Here is a 19,492-nt window from a genome sequence, read left to right on the forward strand (position 1 = left end):
AGATCATCCAGCGCCGCCTCACCACGACCGGCCACCGGCGTACCGATCGCGATATCGCGCGTATTCGACAACCGCGCCAGCAACACCGCCAACGCGGCGTGCACCACCATGAACAACGTCGAGTTATGTTTCTGCGCGACCTGGTTCAACGCGGCGTGCACATCGGCATCGATTTCGAAACCGAGCGTGGCGCCGTGATGGGAAGCCACCGCCGGACGCGCCCGATCCGCGGGCAGTTCCAACTGGTCGGGTAGCCCCGCCAACGATTCCCGCCAGAACCCGATCTGTTGTGCGAGCACGGATTCCGGATCGTCCTCTTCGCCCAGGATCTCCCGCTGCCACAGTGTGAAATCGGCGTACTGCACTTCCAACGCCGACCACTCCGGTGCGCCACCACCCATCCGCTCGACGTAAGCGCTCATCAGATCCCGCGTCAACGGGCCCATCGAGAACCCGTCCCCCGCGATGTGATGCACCACGCACACCAGCACGTGCTCGGTCCGGCTCAACTCGATCAACCGCACCCGCACCGGCGGGGCCGCCGTCACGTCGAAACCCTCACCGACCGCCGCGGCCACCAGCGCGGGCACCTCGGACTCTTCGGCCCGCTCCACCACCAGCTCCGGCATTGCGCGCGCATCCCCCACCGGCAACACCAACTGGAAACCCTCACCATCCACATCCGGATACACCGTGCGCAGCACCTCGTGCCGCTCGGCCAGATCCCCCACCGCCGCCCGCAACGCCGCCACATCCAACCGTCCCGACAACCGCACAGCGACCGGGATATTGTTCACCCCGCTCGCGGGATCGAACCGGTTCAAAAACCACATCCGCTGCTGGGCATACGACAACGGCACCCGCTCCGGACGCGGCCACGCCCGCAACGCCTGCCCCGCCACCGACCCCGCATGCTGCTCGACCCGCGCCGCCAACCCCGCCACCGTCGTGGCCTCGAACAACAACTGCACCGGCACCCGCACATCCAGCGCGGAACCGATCCGCGCGGCCGCCTGCGCCGCCAGCAGCGAATTACCACCCAACTCGAAGAAATCGTCGTCCGCACCCACGCGCCCGTCCTCCTCGGGCACCAGCAACGCCGCGAACACCCCCGCGACGATCTCCTCCACCGGCGTCGAAGGCGCACGGAACGCCCGCGCGGCGAACACCGGCTCCGGCAACGCCGCCCGATCCAACTTCCCCACCGGCGTCAACGGAATCTCTTCCAACACCATGATCGACGCCGGAATCATGTAGGCGGGCAACGACTGAGAGATGAAGTCGACGAGTTCGGTGGTGTCGAAGTCGATCCCGATACCCGCCGCGTCGACCGTGGCCGCTTCGGGCAGCACGTAGGACACCAACATGGTGGTCCCGTTCGGTTGCCGTTTGCCCAAGGTCACCGCGAACTCGACATCCGGATGGCGGCTCAGCGCGTCATCGATCTCGCCCAGTTCGACGCGGAAGCCACGAACCTTCACCTGGAAGTCCGAACGCCCCAAGACCTCGATGCCACCCGAGCTCAGACGACGCGCCAGATCGCCGGTCAGGTACATGCGCGACCCAGGACTACCGGCCTCACCGCCGAACGGGTTGGCCACGAAGCGTGCCGCGGTGAGACCTCGCCGGTCCAGATAACCCTGCGCCAGCGCGGGACCCGACAGATACAGCTCGCCGATCACGCCGGCCGGAGCCGGGCGCAAGCGGGAATCCAGCACGAACAAGCCGAAGCCGGGTATCGCGCTGCCGATGGTGACCGTCTCACCCGGCACGAGCGGCGCGCTGCTGGTCGCGATGACGGTGGCCTCGGTGGGGCCGTAACCGTTGATCATCGCGCGGCCGTCACCGGCCCACCGGTTCACCAGGTGGGGGCCGAACCTGTCGCCGATGACCATGACGACGCGCAGGTCCGTCAGGCCCGCGGGGTCCACCGATTCCAGCGCACCGGGAGTGATGAGCATGTGCGTGACGCGTTCGCGCCGAAGCAGATCGGCGAGTTCGAACCCGCCGAACACCGTCGGCGGGGCGATGACCAGGGTTGATCCGGTGGCGAAGGCGAGCAGCAGTTCCAGCACCGACACGTCGAAGTTCGGCGAGCAGATGTGCATCACCCGCGAGCCTTCCGTGACGTCGTAGCGCTCGCGTTCGGACGCCACCATCGCGCCCAGTCCGGAATGGGTGACCACGACACCCTTGGGTCGGCCGGTCGAACCGGAGGTGAAGATGACATAGGCGGGGTGCTGCTCGGTGAGCAGCCGCACCCGATCGGTGTACGAGACCGGGTGCGCCGGCCACCGCCCGATCCGCTCCTGGTCTTGCGGATCGTCGAGTTCGATCCAGGGGAGGGAGGTGCCGAGCGCCTCGCGGTAGGCGGAAGTGGTCAGGCCGAGCGCTGCTCCGGAATCGGACACCATGTAGGCGATCCGGTCGGGCGGATAGGTGGGATCGATCGGCACATAGGCGGCGCCCGTCTTGGCGATCGCCCATACCGACAGCACCGACTCGAGCGAGCGCCGTATGCCGATGGCCACCACGTCGCCGGGGCCCAGTCCTCGGTCGATCAACTCCCGCGCCAGCCGAGACGACGATTCGTCGAGCTGCCGGTAGGTCAGCTGCACGGTGTCGGCGGGATCACCGGTCGGAGAGAACCGGATCGCCACCGTGTCAGCGGCGGATTCGACCGCGGCGGTGAGCAGTTGCCCGAAGAGGGGAGCGCCGGAGCGGCGACGGCGATTTCCACGCGCAGAACGGCGATCCATCTTCATTCCCGTACTCTCTCCTTCAGGCGGCGCCGGTTCTCACACCGAACACCCTCGATCCGACCCACAACCTCGCTACTTGCTCGCAATGGTGTCGCAGACACACTGGTAGCCCTCTCGCGAGAAGCCCAGAGTGCCTGCCCCCGCCCGGACAGTACACAGCCGGTGACCTGCCTACGGCACGGCATACGGCAGCGCCGGGCGAATTATGCTGCGTCTCACATCTTTCGCCGACCAGGCGCTCCAGTCCAGTGCCGCCGCACCCCCGCGGCCCTCGGCCTGCTTGCTCTCCAGCTCGCGAGGCCCGGTCTCGGCGGCGCGGGTCCGCCTAGCTTGCCATTCCGAGAAGGCAAGCGCAGCAAGCGATCTCAGTGACATCGATGGCGCATGGGCGGGTCGGCGGTCGTGTCAGGGACGCGGTGATCCCTCGGCTGTATCGAGAGCGGTTGCCGTCCGCGGCGTCAGGGGAATGTGCAAGCGGGACCGCCGCCGGAACTGTCGACGTACCCGGCGCGCAGCATGCGCAGCAATCGGCACAGCGCCTGGGTGGCGGATCCGGTGGACGCCGACCCGGTCTCCGCGATGGGCGCCTGCTGTTCGAGCGGCGCGGCGGACGCGGTCGACAGCGGAGCGAGGAGTGTGGCCGTCACGAGGAGGCTCGTGGTGATCGCCTTCATGGGCACGAGTATTCGGCGAACTCCTGCGCGTCGCACGACCCCATTCATCGGGGCGCACCACACGCCGTCCACGCGATCCCGCTGCGCGGGTGGCGCCGTTACCGCCGTCCCAGCGGATACAACGACCAGTCCGTCGCCTCGATCGGCACCGCCGCGGCGGGTCGGTCCATCCGGCTCGTCTTGGATCCTGTGGTGAATTCGGGATCGGTCCCCATGATGACGCGCCCTTCGTTGTTGACCAGCACCACCCGCCGGTCATATGCCCGGAAGCGTGGCAGCAGAATCTCCTCGATCGAGGCGACCGGGACGTCCGCACCGGCGATTCCGAGGAAAGTTCCCGAGGTGATCGTGACCGGTACCGCGAAGGTGCAGACGTACTGATCGGTGCACGCGTAATCGAGACACGGCCCATGCGCCCAGCGGCGGCCCTGCTCACGCGGTATCGCGAACCATTCCATTCCGGTGTAGTCGTAGAAGTATTCGCTGTGGGGATTCAATTCCAGCACCAGGCGTTGCGGCCTGCGCTGTGCGTCCAGCAACCACCACTCCAAGTACCGCGGGCGGTCGGAGAGAATGCCGTCGGCCATCACTACGCCCGCGCTTTCGAGCAGCTTCCCGCGCCGCTCGAGTTCGCCGACGATGGTCTCGCGCAGAAGTGCCAAGTCGGCCGATCGGGGGGCGAGCTGTCGCTCTCCGAGCAAGGCTTCCCACAGTGTGGCCAGCTCGGACCCGATGATTCCCAGCGACTGGTATATCTCCTCGGCCAGCTCCGTGACCGCCGAAGCGAGCGACTCGACGGTCACCGGGGCGGCATCTTCATCGGTGTCCCTCATGGATCAACTGAGCTCCAAGCGAAGGGCGACGAGGCGGCGGATACGTGATTCGGTCTGTGATTCTGCCAGTTCTCTCGCCCGGATATCGTCTTCTCTTTCGATCGCGTCCACCAAGTCGCGGTGAGCGGTGGCCTCGGCCGCCGGATCCAGTTCCAGCCCGGGCAGCCAGAGCAGTGCGGAGAGTTCGGCTTGCAGAGCGACCTGGGCACGCGTCAATCGGGTGGATTGTGCGCACACCGCCATTTCGATATGAAAGCGGCTGTCGGCCCGGCGCGCCGAAATGGGTTCGCTGCTGCCCTCCAGTCGGTCGGCCAAGGACCGGAGCCGGGCGATATCGGCCCGCAGTCCGCGGCGTGCCGCGAATACGGCGGCCGCGCCGGTGACGGCGAAGTGTTCGTCCCCCAGATCGCGCAATTCCTGGATGCTCATCTGCTGCAACTTCGCCAGGGACGTGCTCTCCAAGGCCTCCGCGGCGCCTTGGATGAAACTGCCACCGCCGCGTCCGCGCTTGGTGTGCACGATGCCGCGTTGCCGGAGAACGGCCAGCGCCTCCCGCAGGGTCATCGTCGACACGCCCAATTGGCTGGCCAGTTCGGTCTCACTCGGTAACTGCTGGCCGTCGACCATCAGGCCGAGGCCGATGGCGGCACACAGTCGCTGCACCACGGCCTCGGTTTTCGGACCGCCACCCTCGAGCGGTGACAGCACGGCGCCGAGAGCGGACAACCCGGCGCTCTCCCGCTTGGACAACGCGACTCCTCGATGGGATGTAGATCGATCCTAGTCAACGAACACTTGAAACATGAAGTCTGAGATTAGAGGTACCGGCCGCCGAATGCCCGGCTCGACACGGGAGCGGACGTACGCGAGCAGCGGCAGTTGCGCCCCGGCATTGAACTATGACCTCTAATGTCTTATGTTAATCGACAGTGGAACTGGCCGCAGAGGCGCCCGGACCCACGGGCGTCGCGATCGGAGTGGGATTTTCTTCATGTCGGAGAGCCGGAGCAGTCATAGCGAGCGACCACGGTGGCGTGTCCGCTGCCGTGGCGGGTCGGCGGCCGAGACGACGGTGTCACCGCTGGCAGACCATGCGGGCGAGCACCAACGCGGTGCGCGGCGTCAGGGTGTCGGCGATGGATGACGTGCGCCATACGGAAGTCGACGGTGTACGGGTGACCTGGCGTTTCGTGCGGCACCATCTGATCGCGATCGTCGCCGTGGACAACACCTGCGATGCTTCGCCCGTCGTCTCCTTCAGTCCCGAGAATTACCCCGACCTCGCGGGGGCACGAGAACTTCTCCCGGAGCTGGCGAGGCTGTGGGACGCGGTGCGCCGGGAGTTCTGGGCGAAACTCATCCCGCCGCTGCCCATGGCGACCGGGCAGCAGGCGTGGGCATGACGCCCGCCGAGCGGCCATGACCCGATGCGGCGGCACGCCCGGCGGTGTCGCCGGGCGTGCCGCTCGGTACCTACGCGGACCGGATCTCAGTCCCGCGTGATGGCCCCGTCCACGCGCCGCCAGATGCCGAGCGGGTTGTCCGCGCGGATCTCGTCGGCGAGAAGGTCATCGGGGACGTTCTGGTAGGCGACCGGGCGCAGGAAGCGTTCGATGGCGCGGCTGCCGACGGAGGTGGTCGCGGGCGCGCTGGTCGCGGGGAACGGGCCGCCGTGGACCACCGCGTGGCCGACCTCCACTCCGGTGGGCCAGCCGTCGAAGAGCACCCGGCCCGCGATCAGTTCGAGCTTGCCGAGCAGGGCTCCGGCGAGTTCGCGATCGGACGGCGCGGCGTGCACCGTCGCGGTGAGCTGGCCCTCTAGCCCGTCGACCAGGGCGGCGAACTGCTCCTCGCCGGTCACCCGGACGACGATCGAGGCGGGCCCGAACACTTCCTCTTGAAGGTCCCGGTCGGCCAGAAACCGCTCACCGGTGGTGACGAACAGCTGGGGCACGCCGGTGCACACGGCCCCGGCGTCGGTGCCCGTCGCGACCGTGCGTACGGCTTCGGTGGCGGCCAAGCGGCGTACCCCGGTGGCGAACGCGGACGCGATGCCCGGGTTCAGCATCGGTGCACCGGAGGCGGCGGTGACCGCCGCGCTCGCCACATCGACGAAGTCGTCGGCGCCGGGGCCATCGGCCAGGAAGACCAGGCCGGGGCTGGTGCACAGCTGCCCGACGCCGGTGGTGAGCGAGGCGACGAATTCGGCGCCCAGTCGCGCGCCGCGCTCGGCCAGGGCTCCTGGCAGCACGAACACCGGATTGACGCTCGACATCTCGGCGAAGACCGGGATGGGCACCGGCCGCGCCGCGGCGGCCGCGACGAGCGCGAGCCCGGCGCGCCGCGAGCCGGTGAAGCCGACCGCCCGGATCCGTGGGTCGCGCACCAGCGCCAAGCCGGCGTCCACGCCGCCGTGGATCAGCGAGAAGGTGCCCTCGGGTAGGTCGTGTGCGCGTACGGCCGCGCGCACCGCCCGGCCCACCAGTTCGGAGGTGCCCGGATGCGCGGGGTGCGCCTTGACCACCACGGGCGCGCCCGCCGCAAGGGCGGAGGCGGTGTCGCCACCGGCCACCGAGAAGGCGAGGGGAAAGTTGCTCGCCGCGAACACCGCGACCGGTCCGAGCGGGATCCGGCGTTGCCGCAGATCGGGTTTCGGCAGCGGACTGCGCCGCGGGTCGGGCCGGTCCCAGCGGGCGCCGGTCCAGCTGCCCTCGCGCACCACTTCGGCGAAGAGCCGCAACTGGCCGGTGGTGCGCCCGATCTCGGAGCGCACCCGGGTCTCGGGCAGCCCGGTCTCGGCGATCACCCGGTCGACGAGGACATCGCCCAGTGCCTCGATCTCCCGCGCGATGCTGTCCAGGAACGCCGCGCGCGGGCCGAAGCCGGTGTGCCGGTAGGACTCGAAGGCAGCCGCGGCCAGTCCGGCGGCACGGGCGACCGTCGCGTCGTCGGCTTCGCGGTACACCGGGCCGAGGTCGGCGCCGGTCGCCGGGTCGGTCGCGTGGAACGGCCCGGTGGCGCCCGGGACGTCCGTGGCGCCCACCAGGTTGGCGCCCGTCAAAGGCGCGGCATCGGTGCGTGCGGCGGTCATCAGCTCACCTTCTTCACGAGGTCGGCCAGCTCGGCGAGTTCGACGTCGTCGAGGTCGGTCAACGGGCTGCGCACCGGGCCTGCCGGACGCCCGATCACCTTCATGCCCGCTTTGATGATGCTGACCGCATAGCCCGGCTTGCGATTGCGCAGGTCACAATAGGGGATCACGAAGTCGTTGAGCGCGGTGCGCACGAACTCGGTGTCGCCGCCGCGCAGCGCCCGGTAGAAGGCGAGCGCGAATTCCGGCACGAAGTTGTAGATCGCCGAGGAGTAGGTCGTCACGCCGAGGGCCAGGTACGGCAGGGCGAACATCTCCGCGGTCGGCAGGCCGCCCACGTAGGTGAGCCGGTCGCCCAGGGCGGCGTAGATGCGGGTCATCTGCTCGATGTTCCCGATGCCGTCCTTGAATCCGATCAGGTTCGGGCACCGGTCGGCGAGTTCGGCGACGGCGCTCTCGGTGTAGGCGGCATTGGCCCGCGAGTAGATGATCACGCCGAGGTCGGTGGCCGCGCACACCTGCCGGACATGGGCGACCAGTCCTTCCTGGCTCGCCTCGGTGAGATAGGGCGGCAGCAGCAGGATTCCGTGCGCACCCGCCCGTTGCGCCGCCCGCGCCATCTCCACCGCGGTGGCGGTGCCGTACCCGGCGGGTGCGATGACCGGCAGTCCCTCCGGCGCTTCGGCTACCGCGGCGGAGACCACCTGCTCCACCTCGGCGGGGGTGAGCGAGAAGAACTCGCCGGTGCCGCCCGCGGCGAAGAGGCCGGACGCGTCGTAGCCGCCGAGCCAGGCGATGTTCTCCCGATAGGCGGCCTCGTCGAACGAGCCGTCGGCGCGCAGATGGGTGACCGGAAAGGACAACAGTCCGGAGCCGAGCTTCCGGGCGATGTCCTGCGGTGCGGCAGTGGTCATGGGGGCTCTCCTGTTCGATGGGCCGGCTGAGCCCACCCTAGGAACGATTTATGATTCACGTCCAACACTGTTTGCATATCTTTCAATACAAGGTCGGTATCGAATGTTCACCTTCGTGCAGCTCACCCACTTCGTGGCCGTCGCCGAGGAACTGCACTTCGGGCGCGCGGCGGAACGGCTCCGGATGACGCAGCCGCCGCTGAGCAGGCAGATCCAGCTGCTGGAGAAGGAGGTGGGCGCGGAACTCTTCGATCGTGCCAATCGCACCGTCCGCCTCACCCGCGCCGGTCAGGCCTTCCTGGTGGACGCACGCCGCCTGTTGCAGCAGGCCGAGCGCGCGGCGCTGGCGGTGCGCCGGGTGTCGGCGGGCACCGGCGGTGTGCTGCGGGTGGGTTTCACCGGCGCCAGCGTGCACTCCGGCCTGCCCCTGGTGCTGTCGACCGCGCGTTCGCTGCTGCCGGATGTCGATGTGGAACTGCGCGAGCTGGTGACGATGGACCAGGTGGAGGCGCTCTCGGAGGGATCGCTGGATCTGGGCATGGTGCGCCCGCCGATCACCCGGCCCGATCTGGCCACCCGCACCTTCGTGCGCGAGGGCTTGATCGCCGCGTTGCCCGGTGGTCATCCGCTCGCCGGCTCGGCCGAGCCCTTGCCGGTCACGGCATTGCACGGCGCGGACATGGTCATGCACGCCCCCGTCGAAGCACGCTACTTCCACCAACTGGTGACCAGCGTGCTGCACGCCGCGGCGGTGGTGCCGGTGGTGACCCAGTACATGACCCAGGTGCACAGCATCCTTGCCCTGGTCGACCTGGGTTGGGGCGTGGCGCTCGTGCCCGAGTCGGCGGCGGGCATGCGGTTCGACAATGTCCGGTATCGGCCACTGTCCGGCGTCGCCAAGGTGGTCGAGCTCGATCTCGTGTGGCCGCGGGACCACGAGAACCCGGCGCTGGCCCGCCTGCTCGCGGGGCTGGCGCAACAGCACGAGACGCCGTCCGATACCTTTCCTGTATCGATTCATCCGTAAATGGTGTTGGACGGGAATCGTGCCTGCTCTCTAAGTTCGGTGCTGTGAGGCGAGTCACTCGCCCCGATGATCTCTTTCCCACAGCACCGTGGAGCGCGGTGGTGGTTCGACCGAAAGGAGTGGACGATGTCGTTCACTCGGCAGCCGACTGCGGAACTGGATGCGGCCGTATCGAAATTCTTTCGACGCGTCGTCCCGCTGTTCATCGTCATGTTGATCTGCAACCAGATAAACCGATCCAATATCGGCTACGCCCGCGAGTATCTCGAAGCGGACGTCGGCATCGGCGCCGCCGCGTACGGGTTCGGCGCGGGCGTGTTCTTCATCGCCTACGCGCTGTTCGAATTGCCGAGCAACGTGATGATGGAAAAGTTCGGGGCGCGGATCTGGCTCACTCGGATCATGGTCAGCTGGGGGCTGATCTCCGCGGCGATGATGGTCGTGCAGAACGCCACGATGTTCTACGTCCTGCGCTTCCTGCTCGGTGCCGCGGAGGCGGGATTCTTCCCCGCGGTGATCTTCTACCTGGCCAAATGGCTGCCCAATAGCCACCGCGGCCGCGCCACCGCACTGTTCGTCGCCGGGTCGTCGATCGCGGCCGCGATCTCCGGGCCGCTGTCCGGTCCGCTGCTCTCGCTCGACGGCGGCGCGGGCCTGCACGGCTGGCAATGGATGTTCGGCCTCGAGGGAATGGTCTCGGTGATCGTCGGCTGTATCGCCTTCTTCTTTCTCGATTCCCGGATCGAAGACGCGAAATGGCTGACCGCGGGGGAGCGGAAAGCGCTGAGCGAAACCATCGCCGACGAGGAGATCGACAAGGCGGTCAATTCGGGTGTCGCGCACAAAGCGTCGCGCTGGCGCATGCTGGCCGATCCGAAGCTGCTGCTCTTCTGCTGGATCTACTTCGCCATCCAGCTCTCCATTTACGCCAACACCTTCTGGCTGCCCTCGATCGTCCGCCGCATCGACGGCGTGAACGACATCACCGTCGGCCTGCTCGCCTCCCTGCCGTGGATCTGCGCCGTGGTCGCCATGTACGTCTCGGCCCGGATCGGTGACCGCACCGGCAACCGGCGGCCGCTGCTGATCATCGCGCTGCTCACCGCGGCGGTCGGCACCTATCTGGCCGCGATCACCTCGCCGTGGCTCGCCCTGGTGTTCCTGTGCGTGGCGGCGATGGGCTTCAAGAGCGCGAGCCCGCTGTTCTGGTCCATCCCGCAGTCGGGACTGCACCCGCTGGTCCTGGCGCCGGCCATCGCCATCATCAACTCCCTGGGAAACCTCGGCGGGTTCGTCGCGCCCTACGGCTTCGGTCTGGTGAAGTCGGCCACCGGCGAGGTGACCTGGGGTCTGTACGCGCTGGCCGCCGCCTCCGTGCTCGCCGCGGCCTCGGTGCTGCTGTTGCGTGGTGCGCGCCCCACCGCCGACGACGCCGGTTCCCCCGCCGATACCACCGGCGACGCCGCCGATCGCGCACCGGTCGCCTTCCCGAACGCCCTCGCCGCTACCATCTCGGAGAATCGGTCATGACATCCTCGCCGCGTACTCCGCGCGTCACCGGCATGCGCGTCGTGCCGATCGCGGGCCACGACAGCATGCTGCTCAATCTCAGCGGCGCGCACGCGCCCTACTTCACCCGCAACCTGGTGATCCTCACCGATTCCGAGGGGCGCACCGGGGTGGGCGAGGTGCCCGGCGGTGAACGCATCCGCGCCACACTGACCGACGCCAGGGAATTGGTGCTCGGCCGCTCCGTCGGCGACTACCACGCGGTGCTCGGCGACATCCGCCGCACCTTCGCCGGTCGCGACGCGGGTGGGCGCGGCGGTCAGACGTTCGATTTGCGGGTCACCGTGCACGCCGTCACCGCCGTGGAATCCGCGCTGCTGGACCTGCTCGGACAGCACCTGGAGGTGCCGGTGGCCGCGCTGCTCGGCGACGGCGTGCAGCGCACCGCGGTGCCGGTGCTCGGTTACCTGTTCTTCGTCGGCGACCGCACCCGCACCGACCTGCCCTATCGATCCGGCGCCGACGAGCCCGCCGACGCCGATACCTGGCAGCGGCTGCGGCACGAGGCGGCGCTCACTCCGGACGCGGTGGTCGCGCTCGCCCGCGCCGCCCGCGAGCGTTACGGCTTCCGGGACTTCAAACTCAAGGGCGGGGTGCTGGCCGGGCGGGAGGAAGCCGCCGCCGTCCGCGCGCTCGCCGAGGAGTTCCCGGACGCGCGGATCACCCTGGACCCCAATGGCGGGTGGCTGCTGAGCGAGGCCGTGGAACTGTGCCGCGGACTCACCGATGTTCTCGCCTACGCCGAAGACCCGGTGGGCCCGGAGGGCTCCTACTCCGGTCGGGAGGTGATGGCGGAATTCAAGCGGGCGACCGGTCTGCCCACCGCCACCAACATGATCGCCACCGACTGGCGCGAACTCGGCCACACCGTGCGCGCGGGCGCGGTCGACATCCCGCTCGCCGACCCGCATTTCTGGACCATGGCGGGCTCGGTCCGCGTCGCCCAGTTGTGCGACGCGTGGGGGCTGACCTGGGGCTCGCACTCCAACAACCACTTCGATGTCTCCCTGGCGATGTTCACTCAGGTCGCCGCGGCCGCCCCCGGCGCCATCACCGCCATCGACACCCATTGGATCTGGCAGGACGGCCAGCGCATCACCCGCGACCCCTACCGCATCGCCGACGGCATGCTCACCTTGCCCGCGCGCCCGGGACTCGGCGTCGACCTCGATGACGAGCGGATCGACGCCGCCAACGAGCTCTACCACCGGGCCGGTCTCGGCGATCGCGACGACGCCGCGACCATGCAGTACCTCGTGCCGGGCTGGCGCTTCGACAGCAAGCGACCGGCGCTGGTGCGCTGAATTCGTCGCAGGGCCGCTCGGACACCGGATGTGAGGGGGTGTCCGAGCGGCCCTGCCGCGTCCGTCGAATTCCCTTGACGAACATGTGTTTCAAACCACGGCGAGGAGGCATTACCCCAGCGGACAAGCTCGACAAGGAGGTTCGGATGTCGGCTGGAGTATGGGCGATCATTGTCGTCATCGCCATTGTCGTCGTCGTGGCCATCATCGCCTTGCTGGTGTGGCCCGCGCTGCGCAGGCAGCGACTACGGCGCCGGTTCGGCCCGGAATACGACCGGACGGTCCAGGAACTCGAGGACCGCAAGACCGCCGAGCGGGAACTCGCCGAGCGCGAGCGCAGGCACTCGCAGTTGCGGTTACGCGATCTCTCGGACGACGAGAAACGGGTCTATTCCACCCGCTGGGTAGAGGTGCAGGAACGATTCATCGACGACCCCGCCGGGGCGCTGACCGAAGCCGACCGCCTCGTCACCACGATCATGTCAGAGCGCGGCTACCCCACGGAGAACTACGAGCAGCAGCTGGCGGATCTCTCCGTGGAGCACGCCGAGCCGCTGGGCCATTATCGCTCCGCGCACGATATCGCGACTCGGCCCGCGGGCGCCGCGGTGTCCACCGAGGATCGTCGCACGGCCATCGTGCACTACCGGGAACTGTTCGAAGACCTGGTCGGAGTGACCGATCAGGGGAAGAAGGACGTGAAATGATGAGTACCGAGTCCGAACGGCGGCCGTACAGCGTTGAGGCGGAAGGGGAGTCGGCGACGGCAGGGGAGACCCGCGACGAGTCGCAGTACGACAGGTCCGGCGAGGCCGAGCGTCGTCACGAAGCAGGCGCGGCGGGCGAATCCGCGGCAACGCGCCAGGATACCGGGCAGGCGGCGAACCCTGATCTGATCGACGAGGCCGGACGCGCACGGACCACCGACGCCGCGTCCGAGCCGAATCGGCCCGGTCCCGTGGCCCAGGAAGCGGAGTCGGCCCGCGGGAACGCTCCGGCAGGACAGCACGCCACCCGCGCCGAACACACCGAACTCGGCGACGATGCCGAGCGCGGCGGCATCGGGACGGCCGAACAAACCGCTTCACACGACTCGGGTACCGGCTCGGGCGTCACGCCGACCGCTGCCCCCGCGGCCGAAGAGCAGCCCGCGCCGCTGTTCGCCGACACCGACCTGGATCGCCTGCGCACCCAGTGGCGGGAGGCTCAGGTGACCTTCGTCGACGATCCGAGCGACGCCGTCGCCCGTGCGGACACACTGCTCAGCGACATCATCGACCAGATCACCGCCACCTACCAGCAGCGCAAACGCGAACTGGACGAGCGGCGCGGCGACACGTCCGACACCGAGGGGCTGCGGCAGGCGCTGCGCGGGTACCGGGCGTTCTTCGACCAGCTGCTCTCGATCGGCGGCTAGTCACGGAAGTCGTTGCCCATGAGTGTCTTCCGACTGGCCGGCGGAACGGTCGATCACGCGACGAACTGGGTCGCCCGGCAAGTGAAAGCGCGGGTTCCCACCGCGGACCCCTCCGATCGTGACCCGAAGTTCATCGCGGACACCATGGGCCTCGGCTGGCTCTTGGTGCGCCTCTACTTCCGGGCGGAGGTGCGCGGCCTGGAGCGGATTCCCGAGCAGGGGCCGGTGTTGCTGGTGAGCAACCACTCGGGCGGGAACGTCTCCCCGGAGGTGCTGGTGACGACCCTGGCCTTCGTCCGGCGTTTCGGCCCGCACCGGCCCTTCTTCCAGCTCGCCCATGACATGGTGATGGCCTACCCGGTGATCGGCTCGTTGCTGCGCCGCTTCGGCACTGTGAACGCCGACCCGGGCAACGCCGAACAGGCGCTGCGCGACGGCGCCGCCGTGCTGGTCTACCCAGGGGGCGACTGGGAGGTGCACCGCCCGACCTGGGAGGAGGACCGCGTCGACTTCGCCGGTCGCACCGGTTTTCTCCGCCTGGCCTGGAACGAGCGGGTTCCGATCGTGCCGGTGGTCAACATCGGTGCGCAGCAGACCCAGCTGGTGCTCACCCGCGGGGACCGGATCGCGCGCCTGTTGCGGCTGGACCGCATGCTGCGGCTGAAGGTGTTCCCCATTTCGATCGCTCTTCCGTGGGGGCTCGACGTCGGTGACCTCGCCGGGCATCTGCCGTTGCCCAGCAAGATCACCGTCGAGTTCCTGGACCCGATCGATCTGCGGGCGGTGTCGGGTCCCGAGCTCGATCCGAAGGCGGCCTACCAGCACGTCACCGGGATCATGCAAGAGGCGCTGACCAGGCTGGACGAGGAACGCAACTTGCCGATCGTCGGCTGAACGGATCCGTCCGCGCTATTCGCGGCCCCCGGCGATGCCTTTTATGATACCGTTCGTAACATATATTCCTGCGTGTGATGGAGGTCTCCCGTGCGCGACATCGCGCATGAACAGGTCGGATGGTTCGCCGCACCCGGCGCCGAGGGCGGCGGAGCGGCGCTCGACCAGGTAGCGATCATGACCGGCGCCGCCGGAGTGGTGGCCCTCGTCCTGCTGTGGGTCGGGTACCTGCACCGCACCCGCCGGATCAGTTGGCTGCAGCGGGTCGCCGATCGTCTCGGCCGACTGTTCAATCGCCCCGGATGGGTCGCCCTTCCGCTCGCGATGTTCCTCGCGACGATTCTGACCGCCTTGCTGGGGTTCATCTGGGATGTCAGCTTGCACGTGGGCAACGGCCGCGACAGCGGACCGCTGGCGAATCCGGCGCACTACTTCATCCTGGCGGGGTTGTTCTTCCTGTTCACCGCCGGGATGTCGGCGATCGTGCTGCCCCTCGACGAGAAGCCCGGCGCCGCGGCGGTACGAATCACCCGCACCTGGTACGCGCCCGTCGGCGGCATCCTCCTCGCGGGCGCCGGTCTCTACGCCTTGATCGGCTTCCCCCTCGACGACATCTGGCACCGGATCTTCGGGCAGGACGTCACGCTGTGGGGGCCGACGCATCTGATGCTCATCGGCGGCGCCGGTTTGTCGCTGGTCGGTGTGTTGCTGCTCGAATTCGAGGGCAGGCACAGCAGGCCCGAACCCGACCGAGCCGACGGCCGGTTGATGTGGCTGCTGCGGTCGTTCGCCTTCGGTGGCCTGCTCATCGGGCTCTCGGTGTTCCAGGTGGAATTCGACTTCGGCGTGCAGCAATTCCGGCTCGTGCTGCAACCGATGCTCATCGCCGCCGCGGCGGCCATCTCCCTGGTCGCCGCGCGCGCGAGCCTGGGGCCGTTCAGCACGCTGGTGGTGGTCGGCTTCGCCGCTCTGGTGCGGACCGTGGTGGCCGTGCTGGTCGGCGGTCCGATCATCGACGCGCCACGCAATGTCTTCCCGCTCTATCTGGGCTGTGCGGTCGTCGTGGAACTGCTCGCGCTGCTGCCGCTCACCCGGCGGCCGATCTGGTGGGGCGCGCTCTGCGGTCTGGGGATCGCGACCGTCGGGCTGTGGCTCGAATCGCTGTGGGTCGGTGCGATGTTCGTCAACCCCTGGCCGACCGCCATGTGGCCGGAACTGCTGGTGATGGCAGTGCCCACCGGCATCGCGGGCGGTGTCGTCGGCGCGCTGCTGGCGATGACGTTGCGGGGCGAGCCGCTGCCACGCCCGCCGGTGCGCCGCGGGTTGATGGTCGCCGCGGTGCTGATCGTGGCGGCCGCGACCGCCAATGGGTTGCTGATCGACGTACCGGAACAGGCCACCGCCACGGTCACCCTGCGCGACGCCGGATCGGACACGGACGGGAGGATGGTGCTCGCGGACGTCCGCGTCACGCCCGGTGATCTCGTCGGTTCCGATCCCGAATGGATGCAGATCCTCGCCTGGCAGGGCGGGATCGGCTCGGACAGTCCCGGCCGTGGGCTGGTCGTCGACCACCTGCAGCGAGTGGAAGCCGGGCACTACGTCTCCACCGAACCCGTTCCGGCTCACGGGTCGTGGAAGACCGTCCTGCGCATGCAGGACGGGCGCGTGTTGACCGCGGCGCCGATCTTCATGGCCGCCGACCCCGGCATCGGCGTCGAGGAGGTGCCCGCGCTCGGCTCGTTCACCCGGCCGTTCATCGGCGAGATCTCCGTGCTTCAGCGGGAGCGGTCGTTCGACTACCCCTCCTGGCTGTTCGCCGCGGCGTCGCTCGTCGTGCTGGCGTGCAGCCTCATCCTCGTCGGGGCGCTGTCCTGGGGCGCGGCGCGCATCAACGACCGGTATCCGCGCACGAGCCGAACGGCCGTGCCGGAACCAGTGGTTTCGCGATGACTCGTGGCTCCGGCAGCGTGGACGTGCTGGCCGATCATTCGATCCTGCTCGCGATACCCGCCTTCTTGCCCGCCCTGCTCGTCGTCGCCGTCGTAGTCTTCGTCGCTGTGCGAGATCGTCGCGCCGAAGAGCGCGATCGAGCGTCCGGTTCGCCGTCCGGGCACGGCGGGGAGAAGGAGGAGTGATGGCATTCGCGCGGCATTGGGGCGCGCTCGTCCTCGTGGGTGGTCTGCTCGTGGCAGGCTGCGCCTCATCGGATCCCGCCGCCACCGCGCCGACGGCAACCGAAGCCGGGGAGTCGGACAATCTCGTCGTCGCCGTGCGGATCGCCTCCGGCTCGGTGAGCCCGGCCGACGTCCGCCTGGAAACCAGGGTGGGACGACCGATCGAGATCGTGGTCGACAGCGACACCGCCGACGAACTGCACGTCCATGCCACGCCCGAGCGCACCTTCGCGATCGCCCCTGGTGCCGGTCAGCGGTTCCGCTTCACCGTGGACGTGCCAGGGCGGGTGGAGATCGAACTGCATCACGCCCGGCGCACGGTGGCGACGCTGCTCGTGCGCGGATGACAGTTCTCGCCCACGGCATCGGCGGCGCCACCGACCTGCCGATCCCGTTGTCGTACGCGCTCATCGGAGCCGCCTGGGCCTTGACCTTCTCGTTCGCTGTGCTGGTGCTCGCCTGGCGCGAACCCCGGCTCGATTCCCGGTCGCCGGGGGTCGCGCTGCCGTCGGTAGCGCGAGCTGTCGTGGACTCGCGGGCGGTCCGGGTCGCGATCTCGACGGTGAGCGTGGCCGTCACCATCGCCGTCGTCGCGATCGGCCTGTTCGGGCCTTCCGACCCGGCACGCAACCCCGTCCCCGGTGTCGTCTACGTCTTCCTGTGGGTCGGTGTCATGGTCGCCTCGCTGGTCGCCGGACCCGTGTGGAAGGTCTTGTCGCCCGTGCGTGCGTTGCATCGCGCCATCTGCTTGGTGTGGAAGCGTCGGCCCGCCGACGGTCTGGCGCGTTATCCCGATTCCTGGGGACAGTGGCCCGCGGTGCTGGGTTTGTTCTCCTTCGTGTGGCTCGAACTGGCCTACCCGGAACCCGGTGCGGTGAGCGCCGTGACCACGTGGTTCGTGGCCTACCTCGTGGTGAGCACGACGGGACTGATCGTGTGCGGCACCGCATGGGCCGACCAGGCCGATCCGCTGGAGGTGTACAGCAGTCTGGTGGGCAGGCTGAGCCCGGTCGGCCGCCGCGAGACCGGTGCACTCGTCCTGCGATCGCCGTTGGACAACCTGGCGGGCACCCCGGTGCGGATCGGCGGGGTGGCCGTAGCCGCCACTTTGCTCGGCTCGACGGCGTTCGACAGCTTCACCACCTTTCCTTCCTGGCGCGGGCTGCTGGCCCGCGCCGGTGACGGCGGATCCGATGTCCTGCCGACCCTCTTGAAGACGGCGGGGCTGCTGGGCTTCATCCTCGTCGTCGCCGTCGTGTTCCGGACCGCGTCCCGCGCCACCGGCGGCCTCTCCGCAGCCGAGCGGACATTGCTTCCGGTTCGCCTCGCCCACAGCCTGACCCCGATCGTCGCGGGCTATCTGGTGGCCCACTACCTCACGTTCCTGGTCGAGAAGGGCCAGTCGACGGTGCTTCTGTTCGCGGATCCGTTCGGACGAGGATGGAACCTCGCCGGCCTCGCCGACCGCGACGTCGCCTACCTCCTGTCCACCCACTCCGCGGTGCTCGGCACGATCAAGGTGCTGGCCGTGGTGATCGGCCACATCCTCGGCGTAGCCGCCGCGCACGACCGTTGCCTGCGGCTGCTGCCGCCGGCCCACCGGCTCACCGGTCAACTGGCTCTGATGCTGGTCATGGTGGGTTTCACCTTCACCGGTCTCTACCTTCTCTTGGAGCACCCTTTCGGCAGCGAATTCGCCACGAAAGCGGGTTCATAGCGCGTTGGCCTACCGGGGTCCGGCGTCATGCTTCGCCGCTCGGTCGTGGAGCGGTCGTTCGGCTGGCTGGCTGAACACCGCCGTGTGGTCCGCGACTACAAACCGGACGTGGTAGCTGGACGCATGCCGGACCGTGGCTCGGTCGCCGGTGCTGCCGAAGCCGACCAGGTGACCGCTCGGCCCGGCTCAGGCGCCGCGGCATGGCCATGGACACTGACGACCACACCGGCGGCGGGCAGCCGCGGCGCTGCCGCGGTAACAGTCCGCCGATGACAGGAACGATCGCCTGCGGGCAGGGTGCGCCGACCCGACCAGTGCCGCGCGGTCACCGCAAGGTCGTCCTTCAGTCGCCGGATTCCACTGTCGCCGCCGTTCGCCCTTCGGGCGAACATTCCCACACGAGATTCCGGACTTTTGTTCACGCAACGCTGAACAGAATTCCGACGCCTGGTAAGTGTGCCGCGAAGCGGTAAGCGCCTTGCGTAACCTGGCATTTCTTCGGGCGTGGCCGCGGAGGCGTCTTCGCCGCGCCGAAACGATTCCTACCTCGACCGTGCATTTTGTTCACCGATGGTTTTCGCTGGCGGTGTACACGGCTTGCCGTGCTGTCGCGCCGGTTTTCGGTGGGAAGTGATTCGGTGGGCCGAGCATGAATCCTTTCGCCGAAAAGGGCGGTCTACGTCGATTATCAGCAACGTCGTTGTTACGCCGCTGAACGGCGCGGTTCGGGGGTCGGCCTCGTGCGCTCCGGGCGGTTGCGGCGCGGGGTGGGAGCGGGATCCGCAGTGTCACCGCTGGTCTCGGGCGACGATTGCTGATCGGATCGATCAGCATACTTAAGTATGCGTTAGCGCATGACATCGCCGGAAAGTCGTTCGGTGCCGAGCGTTCGCACCGTTCGTTCCGCACTGCGATACCGGGTCGATTCCCCCTCCGGTGGCCGACGGAGTCGCCTCGAATCTGCCGAACAAGGAACGATCCACGTATCACTTGCGGGAAGTCGGAACGACTGGCAGGCTAACCCTCAGCACGCGACTGGACGATCGTCCTGTAGCTTTGCTCGCGGAAGAAAGAATGCACATGGGCTTTGAGTTGATATTCTCAGCAATGGGA

At 68.4% G+C, this 19,492-nt stretch carries 17 protein-coding genes; 11 read left to right on the forward strand and 6 right to left on the reverse strand.

Features of this window, described 5'->3' with window-relative positions; genetic code table 11:
* The 4 genes from ACZ6DL_RS32295 to ACZ6DL_RS32310 all read right to left on the reverse strand — a co-directional run.
* The coding region (locus tag ACZ6DL_RS32295) for an amino acid adenylation domain-containing protein (protein ID WP_466056781.1) at positions 1 to 2,765 on the reverse strand (2,765 nt) is incomplete at its 3' end.
* Positions 2,766 to 3,220: 455 nt separating this feature from the next.
* Positions 3,221 to 3,436: a hypothetical protein gene (locus ACZ6DL_RS32300; protein WP_466056783.1), complete on the reverse strand. Its 216-nt coding sequence runs from the start codon at positions 3,434 to 3,436 to the stop codon at positions 3,221 to 3,223.
* Between the two features lie 98 nt (positions 3,437 to 3,534).
* Positions 3,535 to 4,269 (reverse strand): cache domain-containing protein, encoded by a 735-nt coding sequence (locus ACZ6DL_RS32305; RefSeq protein ID WP_466056784.1) that lies wholly within the window; start codon positions 4,267 to 4,269, stop codon positions 3,535 to 3,537.
* 3 nt (positions 4,270 to 4,272) lie between these two features.
* Positions 4,273 to 5,019, reverse strand: coding sequence for a FadR/GntR family transcriptional regulator (locus tag ACZ6DL_RS32310; RefSeq protein ID WP_466056786.1), 747 nt, complete (start codon positions 5,017 to 5,019; stop codon positions 4,273 to 4,275).
* A gap of 386 nt (positions 5,020 to 5,405) precedes the next feature.
* Here ACZ6DL_RS32310 and ACZ6DL_RS32315 point away from each other — a divergent pair, with 386 nt between their 5' ends.
* Positions 5,406 to 5,672 carry a hypothetical protein gene (locus ACZ6DL_RS32315; protein WP_466056788.1) on the forward strand — a complete coding sequence of 89 codons (267 nt, stop codon included), beginning with the start codon at positions 5,406 to 5,408 and terminating at the stop codon, positions 5,670 to 5,672.
* 86 nt (positions 5,673 to 5,758) lie between these two features.
* Here ACZ6DL_RS32315 and ACZ6DL_RS32320 read toward each other — a convergent pair whose 3' ends face one another.
* Positions 5,759 to 7,360, reverse strand: a complete 1,602-nt coding sequence (locus tag ACZ6DL_RS32320) for an aldehyde dehydrogenase (NADP(+)) (protein ID WP_466056790.1) — start codon at positions 7,358 to 7,360, stop codon at positions 5,759 to 5,761.
* On the reverse strand, positions 7,360 to 8,274 hold the full coding sequence (kdgD, locus tag ACZ6DL_RS32325; RefSeq protein WP_466056792.1) for a 5-dehydro-4-deoxyglucarate dehydratase: 915 nt from the start codon (positions 8,272 to 8,274) through the stop codon (positions 7,360 to 7,362). Before kdgD ends, ACZ6DL_RS32320 begins: the two co-directional genes overlap by 1 nt.
* A 103-nt stretch (positions 8,275 to 8,377) precedes the next feature.
* Here kdgD and ACZ6DL_RS32330 point away from each other — a divergent pair, with 103 nt between their 5' ends.
* From ACZ6DL_RS32330 to ACZ6DL_RS32375, 10 genes are all read left to right on the forward strand, one after another.
* Positions 8,378 to 9,301 (forward strand): LysR substrate-binding domain-containing protein, encoded by a 924-nt coding sequence (locus ACZ6DL_RS32330; RefSeq protein WP_466056793.1) that lies wholly within the window; start codon positions 8,378 to 8,380, stop codon positions 9,299 to 9,301.
* A gap of 126 nt (positions 9,302 to 9,427) precedes the next feature.
* Positions 9,428 to 10,831 (forward strand): MFS transporter, encoded by a 1,404-nt coding sequence (locus ACZ6DL_RS32335; RefSeq protein WP_466056794.1) that lies wholly within the window; start codon positions 9,428 to 9,430, stop codon positions 10,829 to 10,831.
* The gene (gudD, locus tag ACZ6DL_RS32340) at positions 10,828 to 12,174 is read left to right on the forward strand and encodes a glucarate dehydratase (protein WP_466056796.1); all 1,347 of its coding nucleotides are present in this window, start codon (positions 10,828 to 10,830) and stop codon (positions 12,172 to 12,174) included. The genes ACZ6DL_RS32335 and gudD overlap by 4 nt, the downstream gene beginning before the upstream one ends.
* Positions 12,175 to 12,320: 146 nt before the next feature.
* The gene (locus ACZ6DL_RS32345; protein WP_466056798.1) at positions 12,321 to 12,881 is read left to right on the forward strand and encodes a hypothetical protein; all 561 of its coding nucleotides are present in this window, start codon (positions 12,321 to 12,323) and stop codon (positions 12,879 to 12,881) included.
* Positions 12,881 to 13,591: a hypothetical protein gene (locus ACZ6DL_RS32350; protein ID WP_466056799.1), complete on the forward strand. Its 711-nt coding sequence runs from the start codon at positions 12,881 to 12,883 to the stop codon at positions 13,589 to 13,591. The genes ACZ6DL_RS32345 and ACZ6DL_RS32350 overlap by 1 nt, the downstream gene beginning before the upstream one ends.
* 18 nt (positions 13,592 to 13,609) lie before the next feature.
* Complete coding sequence (locus tag ACZ6DL_RS32355) at positions 13,610 to 14,485, forward strand: lysophospholipid acyltransferase family protein (protein WP_466056801.1); 876 nt, start codon at positions 13,610 to 13,612, stop codon at positions 14,483 to 14,485.
* A 177-nt stretch (positions 14,486 to 14,662) separates the two neighbouring features.
* Entirely contained in the window at positions 14,663 to 16,438 is a 1,776-nt protein-coding gene (locus tag ACZ6DL_RS32360; RefSeq protein ID WP_466056890.1) for a hypothetical protein, read from the forward strand.
* On the forward strand, positions 16,435 to 16,623 hold the full coding sequence (locus ACZ6DL_RS32365) for a hypothetical protein (protein WP_466056803.1): 189 nt from the start codon (positions 16,435 to 16,437) through the stop codon (positions 16,621 to 16,623). Before ACZ6DL_RS32360 ends, ACZ6DL_RS32365 begins: the two co-directional genes overlap by 4 nt.
* Positions 16,623 to 17,009, forward strand: a complete 387-nt coding sequence (locus ACZ6DL_RS32370; RefSeq protein WP_466056805.1) for a hypothetical protein — start codon at positions 16,623 to 16,625, stop codon at positions 17,007 to 17,009. The genes ACZ6DL_RS32365 and ACZ6DL_RS32370 overlap by 1 nt, the downstream gene beginning before the upstream one ends.
* Positions 17,006 to 18,379 carry a hypothetical protein gene (locus ACZ6DL_RS32375; RefSeq protein WP_466056807.1) on the forward strand — a complete coding sequence of 458 codons (1,374 nt, stop codon included), beginning with the start codon at positions 17,006 to 17,008 and terminating at the stop codon, positions 18,377 to 18,379. Before ACZ6DL_RS32370 ends, ACZ6DL_RS32375 begins: the two co-directional genes overlap by 4 nt.
* The last annotated feature ends 1,113 nt before the right edge of the window (positions 18,380 to 19,492 follow it).

It is taken from the genome of Nocardia sp. NPDC041819 (genome assembly GCF_055590505.1).

Coding starts and splice junctions, on each gene's coding strand:
- ACZ6DL_RS32375 (WP_466056807.1), top strand. CDS start 17,006: ATGACAGTTCTCGCCCACGGCATCGGCGGCGCCACCGACCTGCCGATC.
- ACZ6DL_RS32370 (WP_466056805.1), top strand. CDS start 16,623: ATGGCATTCGCGCGGCATTGGGGCGCGCTCGTCCTCGTGGGTGGTCTG.
- ACZ6DL_RS32355 (WP_466056801.1), top strand. CDS start 13,610: ATGAGTGTCTTCCGACTGGCCGGCGGAACGGTCGATCACGCGACGAAC.
- ACZ6DL_RS32335 (WP_466056794.1), top strand. CDS start 9,428: ATGTCGTTCACTCGGCAGCCGACTGCGGAACTGGATGCGGCCGTATCG.
- ACZ6DL_RS32350 (WP_466056799.1), top strand. CDS start 12,881: ATGAGTACCGAGTCCGAACGGCGGCCGTACAGCGTTGAGGCGGAAGGG.
- ACZ6DL_RS32320 (WP_466056790.1), bottom strand. CDS start 7,360: ATGACCGCCGCACGCACCGATGCCGCGCCTTTGACGGGCGCCAACCTG.
- ACZ6DL_RS32315 (WP_466056788.1), top strand. CDS start 5,406: ATGGATGACGTGCGCCATACGGAAGTCGACGGTGTACGGGTGACCTGG.
- ACZ6DL_RS32330 (WP_466056793.1), top strand. CDS start 8,378: ATGTTCACCTTCGTGCAGCTCACCCACTTCGTGGCCGTCGCCGAGGAA.
- gudD (WP_466056796.1), top strand. CDS start 10,828: ATGACATCCTCGCCGCGTACTCCGCGCGTCACCGGCATGCGCGTCGTG.
- ACZ6DL_RS32305 (WP_466056784.1), bottom strand. CDS start 4,269: ATGAGGGACACCGATGAAGATGCCGCCCCGGTGACCGTCGAGTCGCTC.
- kdgD (WP_466056792.1), bottom strand. CDS start 8,274: ATGACCACTGCCGCACCGCAGGACATCGCCCGGAAGCTCGGCTCCGGA.
- ACZ6DL_RS32365 (WP_466056803.1), top strand. CDS start 16,435: ATGACTCGTGGCTCCGGCAGCGTGGACGTGCTGGCCGATCATTCGATC.
- ACZ6DL_RS32360 (WP_466056890.1), top strand. CDS start 14,663: ATGACCGGCGCCGCCGGAGTGGTGGCCCTCGTCCTGCTGTGGGTCGGG.
- ACZ6DL_RS32300 (WP_466056783.1), bottom strand. CDS start 3,436: ATGAAGGCGATCACCACGAGCCTCCTCGTGACGGCCACACTCCTCGCT.
- ACZ6DL_RS32345 (WP_466056798.1), top strand. CDS start 12,321: ATGTCGGCTGGAGTATGGGCGATCATTGTCGTCATCGCCATTGTCGTC.